General features: G+C 55.0%; 18 protein-coding genes. 1 reads left to right on the top strand and 17 read right to left on the bottom strand.

What is annotated here, in order from left to right; translation table 11 throughout:
- Window positions 1–41: 41 nt before the first annotated feature.
- The 15 genes from AB7M29_RS15095 to AB7M29_RS15165 form a co-directional block, all read right to left on the bottom strand.
- Window positions 42–1,904, bottom strand: a complete 1,863-nt coding sequence (locus AB7M29_RS15095) for an ATP-binding protein (protein ID WP_454247178.1) — start codon at window positions 1,902–1,904, stop codon at window positions 42–44.
- Window positions 1,905–2,194: 290 nt separating this feature from the next.
- The gene (locus tag AB7M29_RS15100; RefSeq protein ID WP_454247179.1) at window positions 2,195–2,461 is read right to left on the bottom strand and encodes a hypothetical protein; all 267 of its coding nucleotides are present in this window, start codon (window positions 2,459–2,461) and stop codon (window positions 2,195–2,197) included.
- A complete protein-coding gene (locus tag AB7M29_RS15105; protein ID WP_454247180.1) occupies window positions 2,458–2,805 on the bottom strand; it encodes a DUF6124 family protein in 348 nt (115 codons plus the stop codon). Before AB7M29_RS15105 ends, AB7M29_RS15100 begins: the two co-directional genes overlap by 4 nt.
- A gap of 243 nt (window positions 2,806–3,048) precedes the next feature.
- Window positions 3,049–3,303: an Imm50 family immunity protein gene (locus AB7M29_RS15110; RefSeq protein ID WP_454247181.1), complete on the bottom strand. Its 255-nt coding sequence runs from the start codon at window positions 3,301–3,303 to the stop codon at window positions 3,049–3,051.
- Entirely contained in the window at window positions 3,245–3,406 is a 162-nt protein-coding gene (locus tag AB7M29_RS15115) for a hypothetical protein (protein ID WP_201060484.1), read from the bottom strand. The genes AB7M29_RS15110 and AB7M29_RS15115 overlap by 59 nt, the downstream gene beginning before the upstream one ends.
- Before the next feature lie 69 nt (window positions 3,407–3,475).
- Window positions 3,476–3,943, bottom strand: a complete 468-nt coding sequence (locus tag AB7M29_RS15120) for a hypothetical protein (RefSeq protein ID WP_454247182.1) — start codon at window positions 3,941–3,943, stop codon at window positions 3,476–3,478.
- Between the two features lie 143 nt (window positions 3,944–4,086).
- Window positions 4,087–4,506 (bottom strand): DUF6896 domain-containing protein, encoded by a 420-nt coding sequence (locus AB7M29_RS15125; protein ID WP_454247183.1) that lies wholly within the window; start codon window positions 4,504–4,506, stop codon window positions 4,087–4,089.
- Window positions 4,507–4,561: 55 nt separating this feature from the next.
- The gene (locus AB7M29_RS15130; protein WP_454247184.1) at window positions 4,562–4,975 is read right to left on the bottom strand and encodes a hypothetical protein; all 414 of its coding nucleotides are present in this window, start codon (window positions 4,973–4,975) and stop codon (window positions 4,562–4,564) included.
- Entirely contained in the window at window positions 4,972–9,747 is a 4,776-nt protein-coding gene (locus tag AB7M29_RS15135; RefSeq protein ID WP_454247185.1) for an RHS repeat-associated core domain-containing protein, read from the bottom strand. Before AB7M29_RS15135 ends, AB7M29_RS15130 begins: the two co-directional genes overlap by 4 nt.
- The gene (locus AB7M29_RS15140; protein ID WP_454247186.1) at window positions 9,744–10,487 is read right to left on the bottom strand and encodes a DUF4123 domain-containing protein; all 744 of its coding nucleotides are present in this window, start codon (window positions 10,485–10,487) and stop codon (window positions 9,744–9,746) included. The genes AB7M29_RS15135 and AB7M29_RS15140 overlap by 4 nt, the downstream gene beginning before the upstream one ends.
- A 24-nt stretch (window positions 10,488–10,511) precedes the next feature.
- Window positions 10,512–11,273, bottom strand: a complete 762-nt coding sequence (locus tag AB7M29_RS15145; protein ID WP_454247187.1) for a hypothetical protein — start codon at window positions 11,271–11,273, stop codon at window positions 10,512–10,514.
- On the bottom strand, window positions 11,263–11,853 hold the full coding sequence (locus AB7M29_RS15150) for a hypothetical protein (protein ID WP_454247188.1): 591 nt from the start codon (window positions 11,851–11,853) through the stop codon (window positions 11,263–11,265). Before AB7M29_RS15150 ends, AB7M29_RS15145 begins: the two co-directional genes overlap by 11 nt.
- Entirely contained in the window at window positions 11,795–14,101 is a 2,307-nt protein-coding gene (gene tssI, locus AB7M29_RS15155; RefSeq protein ID WP_454247189.1) for a type VI secretion system tip protein TssI/VgrG, read from the bottom strand. The genes AB7M29_RS15150 and tssI overlap by 59 nt, the downstream gene beginning before the upstream one ends.
- Before the next feature lie 131 nt (window positions 14,102–14,232).
- A complete protein-coding gene (locus AB7M29_RS15160) occupies window positions 14,233–14,748 on the bottom strand; it encodes an Hcp family type VI secretion system effector (RefSeq protein ID WP_007900657.1) in 516 nt (171 codons plus the stop codon).
- Window positions 14,749–14,871: 123 nt separating this feature from the next.
- Window positions 14,872–15,048: a hypothetical protein gene (locus AB7M29_RS15165; protein WP_217858575.1), complete on the bottom strand. Its 177-nt coding sequence runs from the start codon at window positions 15,046–15,048 to the stop codon at window positions 14,872–14,874.
- A 100-nt stretch (window positions 15,049–15,148) separates the two neighbouring features.
- Here AB7M29_RS15165 and AB7M29_RS15170 point away from each other — a divergent pair, with 100 nt between their 5' ends.
- On the top strand, window positions 15,149–15,826 hold the full coding sequence (locus AB7M29_RS15170) for a type 1 glutamine amidotransferase domain-containing protein (protein WP_217858574.1): 678 nt from the start codon (window positions 15,149–15,151) through the stop codon (window positions 15,824–15,826).
- Window positions 15,827–15,947: 121 nt separating this feature from the next.
- Here AB7M29_RS15170 and hglS read toward each other — a convergent pair whose 3' ends face one another.
- Window positions 15,948–17,339, bottom strand: a complete 1,392-nt coding sequence (gene hglS, locus AB7M29_RS15175) for a 2-oxoadipate dioxygenase/decarboxylase HglS (RefSeq protein ID WP_454247190.1) — start codon at window positions 17,337–17,339, stop codon at window positions 15,948–15,950.
- Between the two features lie 146 nt (window positions 17,340–17,485).
- Window positions 17,486–18,703, bottom strand: coding sequence for a glycolate oxidase subunit GlcF (gene glcF / locus AB7M29_RS15180; RefSeq protein WP_454247191.1), 1,218 nt, complete (start codon window positions 18,701–18,703; stop codon window positions 17,486–17,488).
- Window positions 18,704–18,710 lie beyond the last annotated feature (7 nt).

Here is an 18,710-nt window from a genome sequence, read left to right on the forward strand (position 1 = left end):
GAACGCGTTTCCAACCGTTGAGTCACGCTGCGAATGTGCCCTTAAATTGCATCCACTACCGGAGTGCTGGCCTGGAGTTGCTGCCGGTAGTTGGCCGCACGCTGAAGCACTCGGGTCAAGGCCATAAAGTTCGCCGGTTTGGTTAAAACGTCATTGGCACCCGCGGCCCTGAAACGCTCTATCTCGCTCGAAAAAGCGCTCGCGGTGAAAGCAACGATGTAGCAAGTATCGCCCAATGGTAGTTTGCGGATTTCACGAATGGCCGCTAGCCCATCCATAACAGGCATGTTGATATCCATAAAAATGATATCTGGAGTCGAAGTCATACACTGATTGACCGCCTCCAGGCCATCTGACGCAAGGTCGGGTGTATAGCCCAACTCCTGTAGCATCGCCATGGCAACTTTCTGACTCACTGGATGGTTTTCCACCAGCAGGATATCGAGCGGGTAGTCCCCGGCAAAAGATGAGTCGAAACCCACCACTGCATGATCGTCCCCGATGGGTATTTCCGAGACTGAAAAAAGCTCCATGGGGAGTGAGAAGGAGAACGTCGATCCGACGCCAGGCTGACTGGTGAAAGATAAAGTCCCATGCTGCGCCTCGACCAGATTTTTGCAGATTGAAAGACCTAGCCCACTCCCGGTAAAGCGTTGACTGGCCGGCCCTTTGAACTGAGTAAAGGGCTTGAATAGGCTGTTTTGCCGTTCCGCGGGGATACCTATGCCGGTATCGCGTATAGAGAAGTCGAGTCGGGCTTGAGGGCCGTAACCGCTAGTCGTGACCATGAGCGATACCGTTCCGGCTTCGGTGAATTTGACCGCATTGCCCAACAAGTTGAGCAATATCTGGCGAAGGCAATCGGTATCGGTTTTGACCAGGGAAGGTACGTCCGGTGAGACTTGGACCTCAAGTGCTATTGGCTTGTCCTGAATGTTTTGTCGGATCATTTCAATACTGGATAAAACCAATGCTCTCACTTCGAAAACACGAGGTTTCAATTCAAGTTTGCCCGCTTCGATTTTTGCAAGGTCGAGAATGTTGTCGATAAGAGACAGCAGGGCTCGTCCACTTGTATTAATCGTTCTTAGCAGACTGCTTTGCTCGGGATTCAGGGCGGACCTCGCCAGCAACTCGGTCGCGCCGATAACACCGTACATGGGCGTACGGATTTCATGACTCATGGTGGCCAAAAATCTGGTTTTTGAACGATCAGCGTCCTCGGCGGCATTTTTTGCCTGATTCAATACCTGTTCGTTTATTTTCAATTGCTGGAGATGAGCACGCATGCGTAAAAGGCTGAGGGCGAGAAATACCAGAATGGCCAGGATGATATGGTGCAGGGAGTCCTGATTAAGTTGGTGGTAGTAGTCCGCCAACGTAATCTCCGCGCCAGTAACATAAATCGTACCGTCCTGCGATTTCATTGGGACGAAGACGGCGCGAAAGTCTCCCCAGTGATCCGAGTAGTCGATCCAGGTGGGTTCGGTGCGCTCGAAACTGTCGAGCAAAGCCTGACTGGCATCCGGATAGGGATCGAAAAAACGTACGAAATTCTGCTCTTGAATTTCTTTTTTCGATGCGCTGGAACTGACCAGATAAGCTTCACCCGCGCGTTTGACTACGCTATAGACAAAGGCGGTGCCCATGGACTCGTTGAAGCTGGAGAGCCGCTGAATGGCATTCCAGTCTTCCGTTTCGGATTTGGACTGTTTGTCGATCAGATTGTCATGGTAGCGGTCGCCAAGGATGGCCGAAGCACCCAACGCAGCATGCAGCAATTTGTTATTAATGTTTTCAGTGAGGACCCCTTGAGTCTCGACGTAGAGGTAGTAGATATAGCCACTGACACCTACGATGTAAACCAAGAGTAAAGCCCATGTTTTTCGCCTGAGTTTGAACATTTATCACAGCCTCCATACTGCGCGCGGAAGTATAGTTTGAAGGTGAGGTGAAAACCATGGTTTTGTTTTTCGCGGTTTTCAGGTGAGGCGGTGAGAAGTTACTTGACCGAAGAGACGGTTTTTTGTGCTCGCGATGTTGAGTCGTTTTTTTGGATTGATCAGAAGTTTAAAGACAGTTTTTAACAAACTCTTGCGAAGTGCTGCGTGCGTAAGTCTGGGAGGTGGTGTTTAAAAGTTGCGGATATAAAAATGGGCGACGCTACCTTGGGTCGCCCATTTTTATTGATGATTTAAAGTTGCGCTCGTAACCGCCGCCCGACCACATCCAGCAAATCGTAGCCATCACGCAATTGGATTGCTAACACCCGCGCAAACTCTTGCAACAGCGCAGCATCACCACCAAGCGCCTCGCCCAGAGACAGAGTTTCCAACAGTTGAGTGACGCTGCGAATGCGATACGCCGCCGTGTCGTGCAACACGTCGACAGGCGCTTCAGTGTCGATCAGCAGGGACGGGATCGTGCAGTCGATGCCGGTAATCGGCATGTATCGAGTCATGGCTGCACCTCCTGGGCGTCGGACGCCCCACCGGGTGGGTCGAGGTTGTCCAGCGCCCTGTTCACCAACAATTCACCCAGCACGGCCAATTGCTGAATCGATAGTGCCAGGCTGCGGTGCGAGCCTTCGAGCTCGCAGGCAAAGTCGGTAGTCAGCACGTTGAGCGAGGCGAGGGTTTCGCAGGCGTGGCTTAGCAGGGTTTCGGTGTTGATGTTGGGGAGGAGGGTGAAAACGTGGCTGGTGGGGTCGGGGCTTTTTGGGTTGCGGAGGCGGGCGCTGATGGTGCGTTGGGTTGCTTGGTTGAGTTGGAGGGGGGTGAGGGAATCGGGTGGAAACTTTTTCATCGTGAAGCTCCTGAATCAACGGAGCCGCAAAGCGGCATTTGCATGCCTTGATCGTGTTCGGTCTGTCAAAACCGGTCGCTGAGGTTGCAGCGACTGGGGGAGGTTATCTGGGGAGGGAGGGGAGTACAAGTTCATGGATGGCGATGGGGGTTGTGGGAAATGTCCGATGCTTTTGTCAGGCGTCCAAAGGGGCTGAAAAATTGAGTCAAATTTGATTTTAAGTGAGTTCGGGTTTTTTATTGTTCATATATACTGAGGGTCCACAAAGTAGGGGGATTTTGTTGTGAGTTCAAATGTCGAACTGCTGTTCGAAGCATGAATTGTGAAGAGGCTTTCGCTCTGAGTGATTTTTATACTAAGTTTTTCTTTTGTAGGTATATTTTTGATCGTCAGGCTGCTGATTTCGCTACAGTTTAAACCGATGCGGCATGTGTTGAATTCAGCCTTTTTCCATTTTTGCGGGAGGGGCGTCAGGGAGTTCTTTGATGTCGAACTCAAGTATTATCGTTGGTCTGTTGTTTTCGATGTTTACTGTGAAAAGTTCAATGAGGCCAATTGCTACGGGGGTTTTGAAAATTTGGTTGAAAAAAAATGCTGCCATCGATATCGTTCCAGAACTTCATTTTTGTTCCTTGTGGCCAAGCTTAGTGGGCGGGTTTGTTTTTTTCTACTACCACAGATCTATTCTTGCACACTCGAATTCAATGATGTTCCCAATCTCTAATCCTCTTGGTAAAAAATCATCGATCACCATATGTATGTCGCCAACGGCAACCACTTGGTTAGTGATGTCGATAACTTCGGAAATGACTTTTCGCTCAAGTTTTGTGTCGCTTAAGTTCCATATTCCTACCGCCGACTGATCACTGATCATTGCGTTTTTTACAGAAAAAACGTGGAGTGGTTGAATTAAATGCTCGCCCACTATTACATTGCAAGGTTGAGAGAAGGCGATGCATGTGAAGTTACCATCACTAATTTCAACTTCCGCTTCTTCAGCTGACTTCGATATCCATTTAATGCTTTTTATTATCATGTTAGATCGCTTCGATTGTGGTGGCTGATATGGATACTTCCATCCTGTTTGTTGATTCGGTCCAATCGTGTCTGTTTTACCGATTTTGGCTGGGTTTCCCATCCTAGGCTTGGTGCTTTTGTCTCGAAGAAGGAACAGGTTTGAGGTGCCTGTCGTGATTTCTCCTTTATGGCCCCCCCTTTATGTACATGAGGATAATTGGCTTTTTGGTTGCGTAAAAAAATATAAGTGGGAACTGGAGTCGTCTATTTTTTAACTATGTCTCCTTGGATGTATTGGTTTAATTCGGATTCAACTATAGTTAGGTTTGTGTATTTTGCATGTTTTTCTGGGAGTTCACATGCGTAGTTATACAGGCGCCATGCGTCGAACCCATCGGTTCTTCCATTCGGCCCGAAATCGAAATCCACACAATAATCTGGATATTCGATCATGCATCCGCTCCCATGTAATTGATAGCTCACTCCATTAAGAACTTTTCCTCGTTGAGCTATTTTTTTCTCATGCCATAGCTGTTGTAGTGATCTCGAGCCGAATTTGTCTTCAAGCAACTGTAGTGAGGTTTCTACAGCGCCTAAAAAATCAAAAATTAATAATTCCAGATCCTTGTTAATCATCTTCTCAGCCAAAAGGGGGCCAGCCAAAAGGGACAGATTTATTTTCATGAGTACGTAGAAAATAGATCTGTCGCCTTCCTTATTGTTTTTTTTGGTTGCTAAATTACTCTGAGTCCATAAGTGTTTTGTATTTCGCAAATGTAGTGATAGCTTGCTCGTCGCCATCAATTAAGTTTTCATAAAAGCTAATGTTTGTGGCCCATTCTTGGAATATAAGTGAGCTTTTGTATTTGTTATTATCTTGAGTTTGAAAGCTAAGTTTCCAATGAGAGGAAAGTCGCTCGTCAATAATATCAAAGACATCGGCTGCATATGGTTTTGGATACTCATCATCTTTTTCTGTGCATATATAGAACCAAGGGCAGTTGTCTCGAAACTCGATGCCATAAACCGTGTATTCCATTCCAAGTTGCAAGTCTAGCTCGCCGTCAGGCATGAATATGTAACGCTTTAAACGCATGACGGTTTCTGGTGCTGATATGTCATTCAGATTGTTGATTTTGCATACGACTTTCATTTGTCGATGACTCCGGGTGGCACTGATGGGTCATTACCCCAAGGTTTTATATCATCGGTGCTGTGCTTTTTGAACTTGAAATCCATGAGCTCTCCGGTCTGCGGATTGCGTACATAATGTACTACGGAGTCATTTCCGTTCTTCGATTTTATCTTGAGCTCAATTTTATCCATTCCTTTAAAGGCAGGATCATTGAGGTTTTCGATAATAACGACGCCTTGACCTTCTTTAGCTGCCTGTAATGTCATCTGATCTTGAATACTTTTAGGTTCCCGACTCCACTTGTCCGGTCTTGGAGGGGCCGGAGGGGGAGGGGATCCTTCATTTACGGTCGCTTTAACTGGTGGATCTTCCAGTCTGATTTCCGACTTGCTACCACCCGCTCCAGGACAGCTTGTCAACCCCAACGGATCCACCCACCCCGTAGGGTTAGGCACGTACTGGTAGTTGTTCAACCCACCCGCCAGCTTGATCAGATCCGGCGTCAGAAACCGTCCAGTCCCCGGATTGTAGTAGCGATGCCGGTTGTAATGTAACCCTGTCTCGGCATCGAAATACTGGCCCTGAAAGCGCAGCGGGTTGTCGATTTCGGCGATGTCGAGTGCGGCGAGATTACCGTAGGCGCAGTATTTCGCCGACCACATGATCTCACCGCTGTAGTCGGTGAGTTCCTGTGGGGTGCCGAGGTGGTCGAGTTGGTAGTAGAACGGTGTTGCTTTCAGCGGGCCTTCGCCGTCGAGCATGGCCAATGGACGGAAGCTGCCGGGCTCGTAGATGTAGGTGCGATAGCGATTGTCGGCGCTTTCTGCGATTAGGCGTTCGCCCTGCCAGAGGAACTCAGTGGTGTGGCCGTCGACGGTCTTTACGATGCGTCGGCCGAAGGCGTCGTATTTGTAGGATGCGACACTGCCGCCCGGCAGGCTGACGCCGGTCAGGCGATGTTGGCAGTCGTAACGGTACTCGGTAACCAGTTTCTGCCCGGTGCCTCGGCGTTCGCGGATCAGATTGCCGTACGCGTCGTAGTCGTAATGACGGTCGCCCTGCATCAGCAGGCGGTTGCCTTTGACGTTGGCCAGGTTCGCGGTTGGCTGGTCGCCTTGGCCGAGGAGGTTGCCCGCCGGGTCATGGGCGAAGCTTTCAGGCGTGCTGCCACGGACGTTGATCAGGCGATCGAGCGGGTCGTAGTGGTAGCTGCGGTTGCCTTTGCGGCTGTCGTCGATGCCGGCGAGGTTGCCGTTGGCGTCGTAGGTGTAGCGGCGCTGGAACAGATTCTTTTCGCGCTGGCTGACGCTGTGCGCCTGCAACCGACCCTGTTCGTCGTACTGATATTGGCTGAGCAACAGGCCTTGTTGACGCTGCTGTTCGCGGCCTGCGTTGAACTGGTGAGTGGTCAGGCGCGAGCCGTTGAGGTTGATGCTGCTCAACTGGCCGCCAGGCTGGTGGCGGTAGTCGAGCTTGCTGCCGTCCGGCAGACGGCAGTGCTTCAGTTGGCCGACGCTGTCGTACTCGTAGCGCAGGGTGCCCCAACCCTGGTGTTCGGTGATGAGGCGGTCTTGCAGGTCATATTCATACGCCAGCGGCCAGTTGCCGTCGTCAACGTTAACGAGGCGGCCGAGGGCGTCGTAGCTGTAGTGAATTTCTTCGCCGTCAGCCAGGGTTTTCACCAGCAGGCGACCTGCAGCGTCGCGCTGGTACTCGGTCACCAGTTCGCTGCCGTCGTCGCCGAACTCGGTTTTCTTCAGCAACCGACCGTTGAGGTCGTATTCGTAGGCGGTGCGGCGACCATCGAACCCGGTTTCCTGCTGGATCAGGCCGTTCGGGTAGTAGTCGAGGTGGTAGTGCTCGCCGCGTTCGTTTTCAATCTCGGTGAGCAGCAGGCGCGAGTTGTCGTAGCGGTAGCGCAGCTGGCTGCCGTCGGGGTTGATGCGGCGGCTCACCAGGTGCAGGTTGTCGGCGTATTCGTAGCGGGTGATGCGCCCGAGTTCATCCCGTTCGGCGGTGACGCGACCATACGGGTTGTAGGTGAAGGCGCGGGTGGCGCCACCAGGCAGGGTGATTTGTGTCAGGCGATCAACGGCATCCCATTGGTAATGGGTAATGGCGCCGTTTTCATCCTGACGTGTGATTTTCCGACCTAGCGCGTCGTAACGGTACTTGCGTTGGCCCCCGTCGGGCAGGCGTTCTTCCAGCAGTTGGCCGAGATTGTTCCAGCCCAGTTGGTGACGGCTGCCGTCGGGATGACGGATTTCCAGCAGGCGGCCTTGACGGTCGTAGCTGTAGTGGGTTTCGGCGCCCTGAGGATCGGTTTGTTGGGTGATATCGCCTTGACGGTTGCGCTCGTACTTCCAGCGCGCTTTACCTCGCTGGACATCAATGAGTTGACCGTTGAAGTAGTTGTAACGGGTCGGTTCGTCTTCTGGCGGGATCACGGCCATCAAGCGCCCGGCATCGCTGTACTGATACTCGGTGATGGCGCCCATCGGGTCTTTTACTGCGACCAGACGACCCTGATCGTCATAGGCTTTCTGCGTTTCCCCACCATCGGGAGCGGTCTCGCTGATCAGACGCGCATTCTTATCATGCACGTAGACATGCTCGCTGCCGTCGGAGTTGTAAGCAGTCACTGAACCTTTGTCATCCCACTCGTAATGCGCTTCCAGTTGCGAGTAGTTAGCCCAGTGACGGACGCAACGGGAAAGCTTGCCTTCACGCTCCCACTCCCAGAAAAAACTGGCACCACCGGCCAGTTGCCGTTCCAGAATGACGTGCTGATCGTTGTAGCGGTAATACTCGGTTTCACCTGCCGCATTGGTCGAGGACACGAGCTGATTACATGCGTTGTAGCGGTAGGAGGCCAAGGTCTGAAGGGTCAGCCACGGATCTTGGCGTTCACCGCGCTCGTTGTACTCGGAGCGTTGTTGCTGATGATCCACCGCGGCGATATGACGGTCGTCGTAACGCAGCAGCAAGGCGCGGCCTGCGCCGTTGTCGATGCGTTGAATGCGGTCGACAAAGTCATAGCTGATATGCACCCGATTGTCATAGGCATCGCTGATGGTGATCAGTCGCCCGGCACGGAAGTGATAGAAGCGTGCTTTGGGCCCCGCCTGGGTAAGGATCAGTTCACCGGGAGCATCGCCCAAATAAATCGCCGCCTGCGCCAGGCTGTTGGTGATGGCCGGGCGTTGTTCGGTTGGTATCGGGAAGCGGATCTGGCGGTTTTCGTTGTCCGTCCACAGCACACCTTCATCGTCCAGTAGCAAACGATGAGACAGGGAATGGCTCCAACCATGGCCAAGACGGCTGTCGATTTCGACCGCACTGCTTCGGTAAAGGCGCGTCCATTCCAGCGGCAACAAACCACCCAGCTCGCCATCGGAGAGGGTTAGCAATTCCTCGCCGGTCACCATCGAAATCGGGTCGTCTTTCAGGCAGGTTTTGTTGGCACACTCGGTGGGTTGGTCAGCCGGGTTTTTCGATTGATTTGGCGCGTTGTCGACCGCCTCTTTTTGCTCGACGCGTGTGGCGCTTTCAGTTTTGCCGCGCGCTTGGATCTGCGCATCCGTTTCCACTTTTCCACCGGCGACAGGTGGCTTCTTCTTCGGCGCCGTTGCTGTTTCGGCGGGTTTGGGCGGGGCGATCTCAACGTTGGCTTTACGCGCCGGGTTGAATGCCGAATTGCCATTAAGCAGTAAAGGCCGAGCAGCCTCGGAATGCGGTGTGGCGCTTGTTTTGCTGACCTTCATCAGCATGCCGGTAAAGTCTTCAATCAGTTTCACGACTTTGCCGCTGTTTTGCGTGGTTTTAACTACCTTCGTGCCAATGCGCACGGCCAGGCCGAGACCACCGGTCAGGACGACACCGACCAGAATGTTCAGCAGGAACTCTGTGGTCAGCTGAGCCAGCACCTCCGTGCATGTCTGCGGTGGCAGCATCTTCACCCAGGCCATGATGGCGGCAACGTAGATCCACATTAGTGGTTCATCGCTGGCGATCAGTAAGGCGGTGTGAATGGCCTCAGCGGAGGCGTCATAAATTTTCTTGATTTGTTCTTCGGTGAAGAATTTTTTCAGCTTCTTGTAGTTCTCACGAGGGTGTGCAACCAGGTTGTAGAGGCTTTTGATATCACCCCACAAACCCATGATCGCTTTCAGAAAGCCTTCCCATGCGGCCTCCAGTTCCTGCAGGACACGGCGACCCATCGATGCATCGGTATGTGCCTGCCAAAGCGGTAGGAAACTGGTGCTCCATTCAGTTTGCAACCAGCCGCTCAAATCGCCGATCACGCCCTGATAGGAGTTGAACAGGCTGTCGATCTGCGCGCGAGTAGGGTTTGGGAAGAACGTGATTTTGTATTGCTGATTGGGCGTGAGGCCAGTGATTTCCAGAATCCCGGTCGAGTCGATTGTCTTGTTGATTTCCGGTCCGGCTTCGTTCTTGCCAATGAACCGGCCATCCACCACAGGCACCAGACGGACCGGCGTATTGCCGATCGGAACAAATCGCGCAGACTCGAAGCTATGCACAAGCGTGAGTTTGCCGTTTGCCGGGCAGTTGGCATAAAGGGTGTTTTCCTTTTTGCTGTCCTTGTCCTGAGTGTGGACCTCATCACCGACCTTGAATTGCTGTTCCGCGTCCAGGACTCCGCCGTACCAGGCCTCGGCATGCTCACGGTAATCCTTCAGGCACTTTTTGAAGTCACTGATGATGGCCTGAGCATCAGGTTGTTTTGCCGTGAGGTTGCCTACGATCTCACCCATCAGAATGCTCATACAGCCACCTCATTTTCCAGATGGGCCTTCAACAGCCCGGTGAAATTTTCTTCCGTGAGTGGCGTGCGTTTTACGAAGCGCGCCACTTTTGTTCGCAGGTTGGATTCGGGGAACGAGAAGTACAGCTCGGCGTGATCCTCCTTCAGCCACTGCATCATGTTGCCGATTACGGTCGATGGGTTTTGCTTGGTCAGGCCATCCAGCAACGCCTTCGGCACCTCCCACCAAGGCCAGTCCTTCGCCGGTGGCACCGCACGCGGCCCCACCTCCAGGCTCATCCCATTGATCAGGTACCGATCAAACACCGGCAGAACTTCTCCGGCGGCATCGCCGAGTCCTTCCAGAATCGGGTAGATATGCCGCCCATCCCAGAACCGAAAAAACACTTCAGTCCCATCCGGCATCTTCACTTGAGTCAGGCTGCGAAGGTGTTCAAACACCACGTTCGGCTCGGAGCGGGATACGGCCAGCCACCCCCAATCGAGGGCGTCAGTTTCGGCGATCCATGGCAGGAAGCTTGAGTTGGGTTTCAACTCGGTGAGGTAGGGCATCACTGGCTGCCAAGCCGCGTAGGGTGTACCGCCCCAGATTGGGATCGCCTGGGTTGTTGGTTCATTTTGGTAAAGCGTCTTGAGCGCTTCGGCATCGCTGGCCGCGCTAACGATCAGGTAGAGGCGTTCACCCGGTAGCAGCGGAGATTTGGATAACCAGACCTGTGGATTGATGTCTTCAGATGTCACAACAGCCGTCCTTGATGAGTGAATCTAAAAACTCATGTCAGCTTCAATGTTTTCTTCGTAAGTCGAGAGCAACTTCTCAACGCTTTCGTTTCCGGAGTATTTTTCTTTCAACTGCTTCAGTTGCTGGTCGGTGCCCTTGCAATATTTATTTATATCGCTGATGACACGATCGAGTTTTTTCGGGTCGGCGGGGTCCCGTTCAGGAATATCTCCGCGCAAAGAATCACAGTTGTCTCTGTTTTTGATGTAGCCGGAGACGTCGGTCGGAACGGACTCAGCATTTTCCGTTTCGCAAGAATTTGACGTTGGCTCTGCATCGTAACCTAGGCTCAAATACAAGTGACCGTTCAAGCTCCCATTTTCTCTCGAGAAGAAATGAACGCCTTCTTGACTCAAGCAGGTGCTGATAGTTGTAGCTTGGTCCTTGACCTCCACGGCTGAAACGCCGTTTTCGGTTGCATGGTTACCAACTACAGCTATGCCGATGAAAGGCGCTGTGTATTGAATGTCGAGCCCATAGATGTGCATATCGGATTCGTTGAGCAGGTCCATTGCATCGCTATGCTGCTGTTTTTCCCCAGTTGTCTTTGTTAACTTGCAGCAAGCAACGGTTCCATCCTGAGGGAATTGGACTGAAATGACTTCGTTGCTTGAAATGTTCTGGGTTGTATATAAATAAGTTTGCCCGTCTGGATTGTTTTTAACGAATCCAAATCCAGTGTCTTGGGCAAGTACTGACCCTGCAAAAATAGTCAGAATGGTGAAAAGTGTATGTTTAATGTCCATCGGTCGACCAATGTGGAGGGTCGGAAACAAGCTTTTTAACTCCATATGTAGTACCTACTGGATTCAAGTCGCTTAAGTGAGTGATCAAAATGGAGGCGCCAGAAGCATTTACAATTGTTTTTCCAGACATGTTGGATATTGTCATGTCTATGGCTTTTCGCTGTGTATGGCGACTTGTAAGTGCCGGCGGATACACAATTCCGTAGCCCGACGCCATGCTGGTCGCAGCACTGATTGATTGCGCTGAGGTGCTATGAACCCACTCGATGTTTACACCGTCCATTTCAGGTACGTCTTCTGGTGCAATAATTCCTTTAGATATTGCTGAGGAATAGTGCATCAGATAAGCACGCTCTTTGGGCCGATAAGTTGCCGAAATTGCAACACTGCCTCCGGCTTCTTTTATCGCTGCAATAAATTTGTTCACACTGGCTTCGAACTCAGTCGTGAGATCGCCCACACTTGTACTGGTCGGGAATCGTGCAACCCATTGCGTGCCGCTTAGCTCCTTGGTCGGGATACTAACAGTTACAGGTGTCTGATCCGTGGTTGGGGTGAGCGTCGCTTGTTGTGTTGCCATAATACGGGGCCTCAATAGTGGCTTTTTCAGCTTTGTTAGATGAGACTTTTTGGGTCATCCCCTTGTTGTCAGTGACACCATCAACAATAATCCCGGATTCAAGCGTTATTCGATAGGGAATATTCTGCTTCGGTTTACCCGTTTTTTCATCATTGACTAAAAATACTAAGTCGTGGCTGGTTTTTTTAGTGTCTTGGGCAGGTTTTGCTATATCGCATACACCCGCTTTGCACCTTTCGCACTCTTCACAGAATGGCGCGTTGCGTTTGAGGGTGTTGACTTGGGCCGGGGTCAGCACCGCACCTGCTTTATCCGCATCAGCCTGCTTCAACACCCCCGGCATCAACGGTGCCGCCCCGGTTCCGCTCCCCGGACTCCCCCCGGAGTTCATGTTGATCACCGGCCCGCTGAGGGTGACTCCGCTGGCGTCGATCTTGATGAAGCTGCCGCCGCCCTTGAGGGTGAGTTCGCTGCCGGCTTCGAGCACGACTTTCATGCCGCTGCTCAGGTGGATTTCCTGGCCGGCTTCGATGAACTGGCCGGTGCCGATCTTGATGTGCTGGTTCACGCCTACGGTCAGGTAGTCGTTGGCGCGGGTTTCGACTTTGCGATCGGCGTAGACAGTGTGGTGTTCTTCGGCCTTGAATTCGCTGTAGCTGTTTTGTTCGACGGTGTCGTGGCGTTCGTTGCCGACGCGGATTTTCTGGTCGTGTTCGACGTTTTCATCCCAGTCGCGCTGGGCATGCAGGAAGATCTGTTCCTGGCCTTTCTTGTCTTCGATGCGCAGTTCGTTGAAACCGCCGCCGCCCGGAGAGCTCAGGGTTTTGAAAGTGCTGCGGGTCTTGTTCGCCGGCAGGGCGTACGGGACGACGTTTTCCTTGTGGTACAGGCAGCCGCTGATCAGCGGTTGATCGGGGTCGCCTTCAAGGAAACTGACCAGCACTTCCATGCCGATCCGCGGGATGGCGATACCGCCGTAGTGGGCGCCGGCCCAGGCGGAGGACACGCGCAGCCAGCAGCTGGTCTTGTCGTCGGCCGCACCGATGCGGTCCCAATGGAATTGCACTTTGACGCGACCGTATTCGTCGCAGTGGATCTCTTCACCTTTCGGCCCGGTGACCACGGCGCTCTGGCTGCCGAGGATGCGTGGTTTGGGGTGGTTCAGCGGCGGGCGGTTCGGCACGTCCCAGGGGGTGGCCTGGAAGCGGTTGCGGTAGCCCTGATGGAAATCGTCCTTGAGCTGGGTCGTGTCGCTGGTGACCGATTCCTCCAGCACTTGCGGCTGTTTGCCTTCGTGAAGGATTTCGGTCAGCAGCCACAGGTCGTTCCATTTGGCTTTTGGGTGTTGGGTCAGGGCCAGGAAGTGGCCGCTGACCAGCAACGGCTGATCGCTTTTGCCTTCGGCGAGCTGGAAGTCGCTGCGGTGACGCTCAAGGGCGCGTTTGGCCAGGTGCTTGCCGCGTTCGCGGTCGATGAAGCGGCCGGGGTAGTTGTAGTCTTCGAGGTCGGGCAGGGCGTCGCCACGGTTTTCGCTTTCCAGGGTCAGGCGCGGTTTTTCGAAGTCGTAGTCGCGGCGGGTGGTGCGGCTGGTGCGGGTTTCCAGGCGCAGGTCGAAGCGCTTGATCGCCGGGTCATTGGCGACCATGCCGGAGTCTTGCTGGTAGGCCACGGGCGCGAGTTTCGGGAACACCGTCTGGTCATCGCCGAACACCAGCTTGTGGGCCGTGGCGCTGTGCTGGAAGTGGTAGTGGATACCTTCTTCCTCGCACAGGCGCTGGATGAACTGCAGGTCCGATTCATCGTATTGAACGCAGTAAATGCGCTCGGGATAAATCGCCCCGACTTTGAATTCGTAGGCATTGCTCTGGATGCCGTGCTCTTCGAGGACCATGCCAATGATTTTTGGCACGGTGAGGTTCTGGAAGATGCGTTGGTTGATGCGGTGCGCCAGGTAGGTCAGCTGCGGACGCAGGGCCACGGCGTAGCGGGTCAGGCGTTTGCCGGAATCGCCTTGGGCGGCACGATAGATCTGGCCATGGATGCCGCTGCCGTCTGGCGAGAGCTGCAAAAAGGCCGGTTTGTGCAGCAGGGTCTCGAGGTCCAGGGACGGCTGCTCACTAACCAGCTCCACCTCAAACACAAAAGGCTGGCTGATGGCTTCCCGACCTTGCAGGGAAAGGACCTGGAGATCGTTTTCCAGACCTTCGATAGTCAGGGCAAAGTGAGTCTGATTGGCCGGCGCGAACATCCCTTGTTCCTCGTACAGTGCTGCGGCGTTCGTTGAGACCCGGAAGCCGGGTCAACGGACGCAAAATTCTGGAAGGACGTAAACAACATCGACCAGCAGAGCTGGCCGATGCTTGAAACGGTCGGCCTGGATCAGGCGACCGGAACGCGCCAGTCATCGGAACCCGAAGTACCGGATACTTCGTGGGTCCAGGTGATTTTGCGGTAGGTGAATTGCACTTCTTCCAGGTGAGTGAAGTGCGAGTTCGACGGATCCTGGCAGTTGTGCATTTTGTTGTTGATGGCGACGATGATCGCGTCTTCCAGTTTGGTGGTGTAGTAGTGCTCCTGGGTGCCTTGAGCCGAGGTGCGGTACCACTGAATAACGATTTCGCTCATGCGCTCGCCGGAAGTCAGCGCCGCTTGCAGCAGTGGCGAGGACTTGTCGTAGACCTTGGTGATCACGACTGGCTTGTGTACACGCTGACCGGTCGGTTGGCCGGACTGTGGGTCACGCGGGATGATCACGTCGTGGCTGAAAGCCTGAACCATGACCTGGTCTTCGTGACCTTCCTGGTAGGTGTTGCCTACGGAGTCGGCGGTGAACGCGCCGGCAGTGATCAGGCCTTGTTTCTCGCCGGTAACGGACATGTACGCTGGTGTAGCCATGGATGTGCTCCTTGCTAAAAGTTAGGGTGCCCGGGAGGCGGTATCGCCCGGTGGGTGCCTGACTGTTATCAAGGTCCGTGCCAGAAATGATTAAAGCTATATAAATCAGGTGGTTGATACGATTTATCCAGCGCCGAAAGGGTTTTCGGCAAGGATCAGCTGAAAAGGTGCGCAAGAAGTTGCGCAGCATTGCGCAACTTCTTGCGCACTCGGCTGGAGGGCTTCATAAACCTGGCGTCCAGCGTCGCTGGGGGGCTTTTCATCGAAATAGTTGCGCAACTTCTTGCGCATCAAGGCCATGAGCCGTCACCCCGAAAATGGGCGCAACGAACAGCGCTGTCCGATGGTCAAACCCAGCGCCGAGATCACTGAATAACCCTGAAATCGACTGGAGAACGACATGAAAATCCTGATGGTTTTAACGTCCCACGATCAATTGGGTAACACCGGTAAGAAAACCGGCTTTTGGCTCGAAGAATTCGCCGCACCGTATTACATCTTCAAGGACGCTGGCGCGCAGTTGACCCTGGTCTCACCCAAGGGCGGCCAGCCACCGCTGGACCCCAAGAGCGATGAGCCAGACGCGCAGACTGCGGCCACCGATCGCTTTCGCAAGGATTCCGCTGCCCAATCTGCATTAGCGTCTACCGGGGTGCTGAATACCGTGAGGGCCGAAGACTATGACGCTGTTTTCTATCCGGGCGGGCATGGCCCGTTGTGGGATCTGGCTGAAGACCCCTTTTCAATTGCGCTGATCGAGTCGTTTTACACGGCGGGCAAACCGGTGGCGGCGGTCTGTCATGCGCCGGGGGTGTTGCGTCACGTCAAGGATGCGGACGGCCAGCCATTGGTTAAAGGCAAGCGGGTGACGGGCTTCACCAACTCCGAAGAAGCCGCTGTGCAGCTGACGGATGTGGTGCCGTTTTTGGTGGAGGACATGCTCAAGGCCAATGGAGGGCTTTACTCCAAGGCCGATGATTGGGCGAGTTACGTGATTGCGGATGGTCTGTTGCTGACCGGTCAGAACCCGGCCTCGTCGGAAGCGACCGCCAAGGCTTTGTTGGCGAAGCTGCAATAAGACCAAAAGATCGCAGCCTGCGGCAGCTCCTACCTCGACCGTGTGCAACCGCGATGCAGCGGTGTACCCAATCCCCCGTAGGAGCTGGCGAAGCCTGCGATCTTTTTTGCAGCCATAACGCTTATTCGGAAACGTCCAAACCCAGTGCTGCCAAACACTCATCAATCGACCGCCGCTGCGTCTGCGCATACAACCCCAACTCATCAATCGTCGACCTTCCCAAGGCCTTTTCGAACGCTTGCTGGTTCGAATGCACGCCATAGTGGGTTTGCGCCGCATCCCCCAGGTTCGACTGAAAAATCCCCGCCGCACTGACCGGCAAAAAGTCTTCGTACACCAGCGGTTCAACCCGCACATAGCCGTCGCGGAGCAAATCTTCCAGCGACGCGCCGTTCAGTTCATCCGCTGCCAGGCCTTTTTCCGTTACGAAGTAGCGGAAATACGCCAGTTCCTGTTGGCGCATGTCCTCGACGGTGTCAGGGAATTCGCCGAAGTGCTGCGTCATTAGCGCGTTGTAGTGTGCGGCGTTGGCTTCATTGGGGAAGTCCTTGAGTTCATCCCGGGCAGCGTTGAGCAAGCGGTCGTAAAGCGCCCGGCCTTTGGGGGTGAGCGCCGCGCCGCGTTGCTCGATTTCACCGAAGCGGGCGCTATGGCTGCCACGGGTTTCGGCTTGATCGGTAAACGCAATCGGTTCGTCCAGCGCCTTGAAGCTGGTTTGGCGCAGCAGGATCGGGCATTGGCGGCGGGGCGGGCCTTCGATTACCGCTTTGGGGGTGATGCCATGGGCGGGCATTTGCGCCTGCACAATGTCGATGTCCAGGGTGCGTGGCGTCAGGTGGTTGATGTGCGGGCCTTTGAACGCCACCACGTCGGCGATCAGCCGATGCTGGGCGCTGAGTTGCTGGTATTGCTCGGCGGTGACGGTGGCGCTGTGGTGCCAGCGGAAGGTTTCCAGGGCTTGTGCGACGAAGTCCTGCGCCTCGTATTCGGTCAGGCCGCCCTGGGTTTCAGCGCGCTCAATGAGGGCCAATGCCACCGGGGTGAAGATCGAGCGCGTGTCCAGCACTGACTGGGCAAAGGCCCGCAGTTCGGTGTCTTCGATCAGTTCCAGGCGCAGCAGCGAGGTGAACACCCGGAACGGGCTGACCTGCAACGCCGCCTCATGCACGGCACGGAACGCGGTGGAATGCACCGGCACGCCGGCCGGGGTCAGGTCGTAATAGCCCACCGGCTGCATGCCCATCACTGCGAACAGGCGGGCGAGGGTCGCCAGTTCAGCGGCGGTGCCGACGCGGATCGCACCATGGCGTTCCAGGTCCAGTCGCTGGATTTCACCGGTGCTTTTCAGCTGTTGGGCGATCTGCGGATCGCTGTCCAGCACGTGGCGGTTGGTCTGTTCCACCAGTTCCATCAGCGCGCCGTACAGCGGCACTTCTTCGCGGTACATGTCGGACATCGCTTTGGAGAAGCGTTGGCGGATCAGGTCAGGGCTGACGAAGTTCGGATGGCTCATGAAAAGTTTCCTGGCGCAGTGACGTAACGGATGCCGGAAAAGATCGCAGCCTTCGGCGGCGCCGACAAACGAAGTTTCTGACGAACTTCATTCTGCCAAGGACTGTTCTTGCGATGCAGGCTGTTCTTGCAACGTAGGCTATTCGGTTATCGCAGCACTTGGTCCACCAATTCGATCCAGTGCCTGACCGGCGTTCGTCCGGCGCTGTTGAGGTGGCTCTGGCAGCCGATGTTGGCGGTGGCGATGACCTCGGGATGGCCGCTTTCCAGGGCGTTGAGTTTGTTGTCTCTCAGTTGCCGGGCCAATTCCGGCTGGGTGATCGAGTAGGTGCCGGCCGAGCCGCAACACAAATGGCTGTCGGGCACAGTGGTGAGATTGAAGCCCAACCGGGTCAGCACGGCTTCCACCGCGCCGCCGAGTTTCTGCGCGTGCTGCAAGGTGCAGGGGCAATGGAAGGCGATTCGCTGGTCGGTGGCTGCGCAAACCCGTTCCAAAGGTTCATCGGCCAGCACTTGCACCAGGTCCAGAGCCAGTTCGCTGACCCGCTGGGCTTTGGCCGCATAGACCGGATCGCGCTCCAGCAGATGCCCGTAATCCTTGATGAACGCGCCGCAGCCGCTGGCGGTTTGCACGATGGCTTCGGCGCCGTTTTCCAGGTGCGGCCACCAGGCGTCGATGTTGCGTCGGGCGCGGTCCAGGCCCATGGTTTGGGCGTCGAGGTGATAGTCCAGCGCGCCGCAGCAGCCGGCGTCTGGGGCCGGAATCACGCTGATCCCCAACCGATCCAGCACCCGCGCGGTCGCGGCATTGGTGTTCGGCGACAGACCGGGCTGCACGCAGCCTTCGAGCATCAATACCCGGCGCGCATGCCGAGGGGCAGGGCGCTTGCCTGTGGCGGGAAGGTCGTGGGGCAACTTTGCCTCAACGCCCCGTGGTAGCAACGGCCGGAAGGTGGCGCCGATCTGCAGCAAGGTCTTGAACAGGTTCGGATTCGGCGCCAATGCCCGCAACCCTTGGCGCAACAGTCGCTGACTGGCCGGGCGCGGCACCGCTTGATCGATCACGGCGCGGCCGATGTCCAGCAAGTTGTGATAATCCACCCCGGACGGGCAGGTGGTTTCGCAGTTGCGGCACGTCAGGCAGCGATCCAGGTGCAACTGGGCTTTGGCCGTGGCGGGGGCGCCTTCGAGCACTTGCTTGATTAGGTAGATGCGCCCGCGCGGCCCGTCCAGTTCGTCGCCCAGCAGTTGGTAGGTCGGGCACGTCGCGTTGCAGAACCCGCAATGCACGCAGGTGCGCAGAATCTTGTCCGCTTCTTCGGCGCGGGGCAGTAGTTTGGACTGTTCGCTGAGATTGGTTTGCATTGAGAGC

It is taken from the genome of Pseudomonas sp. F-14 TE3623, from assembly GCF_053629015.1.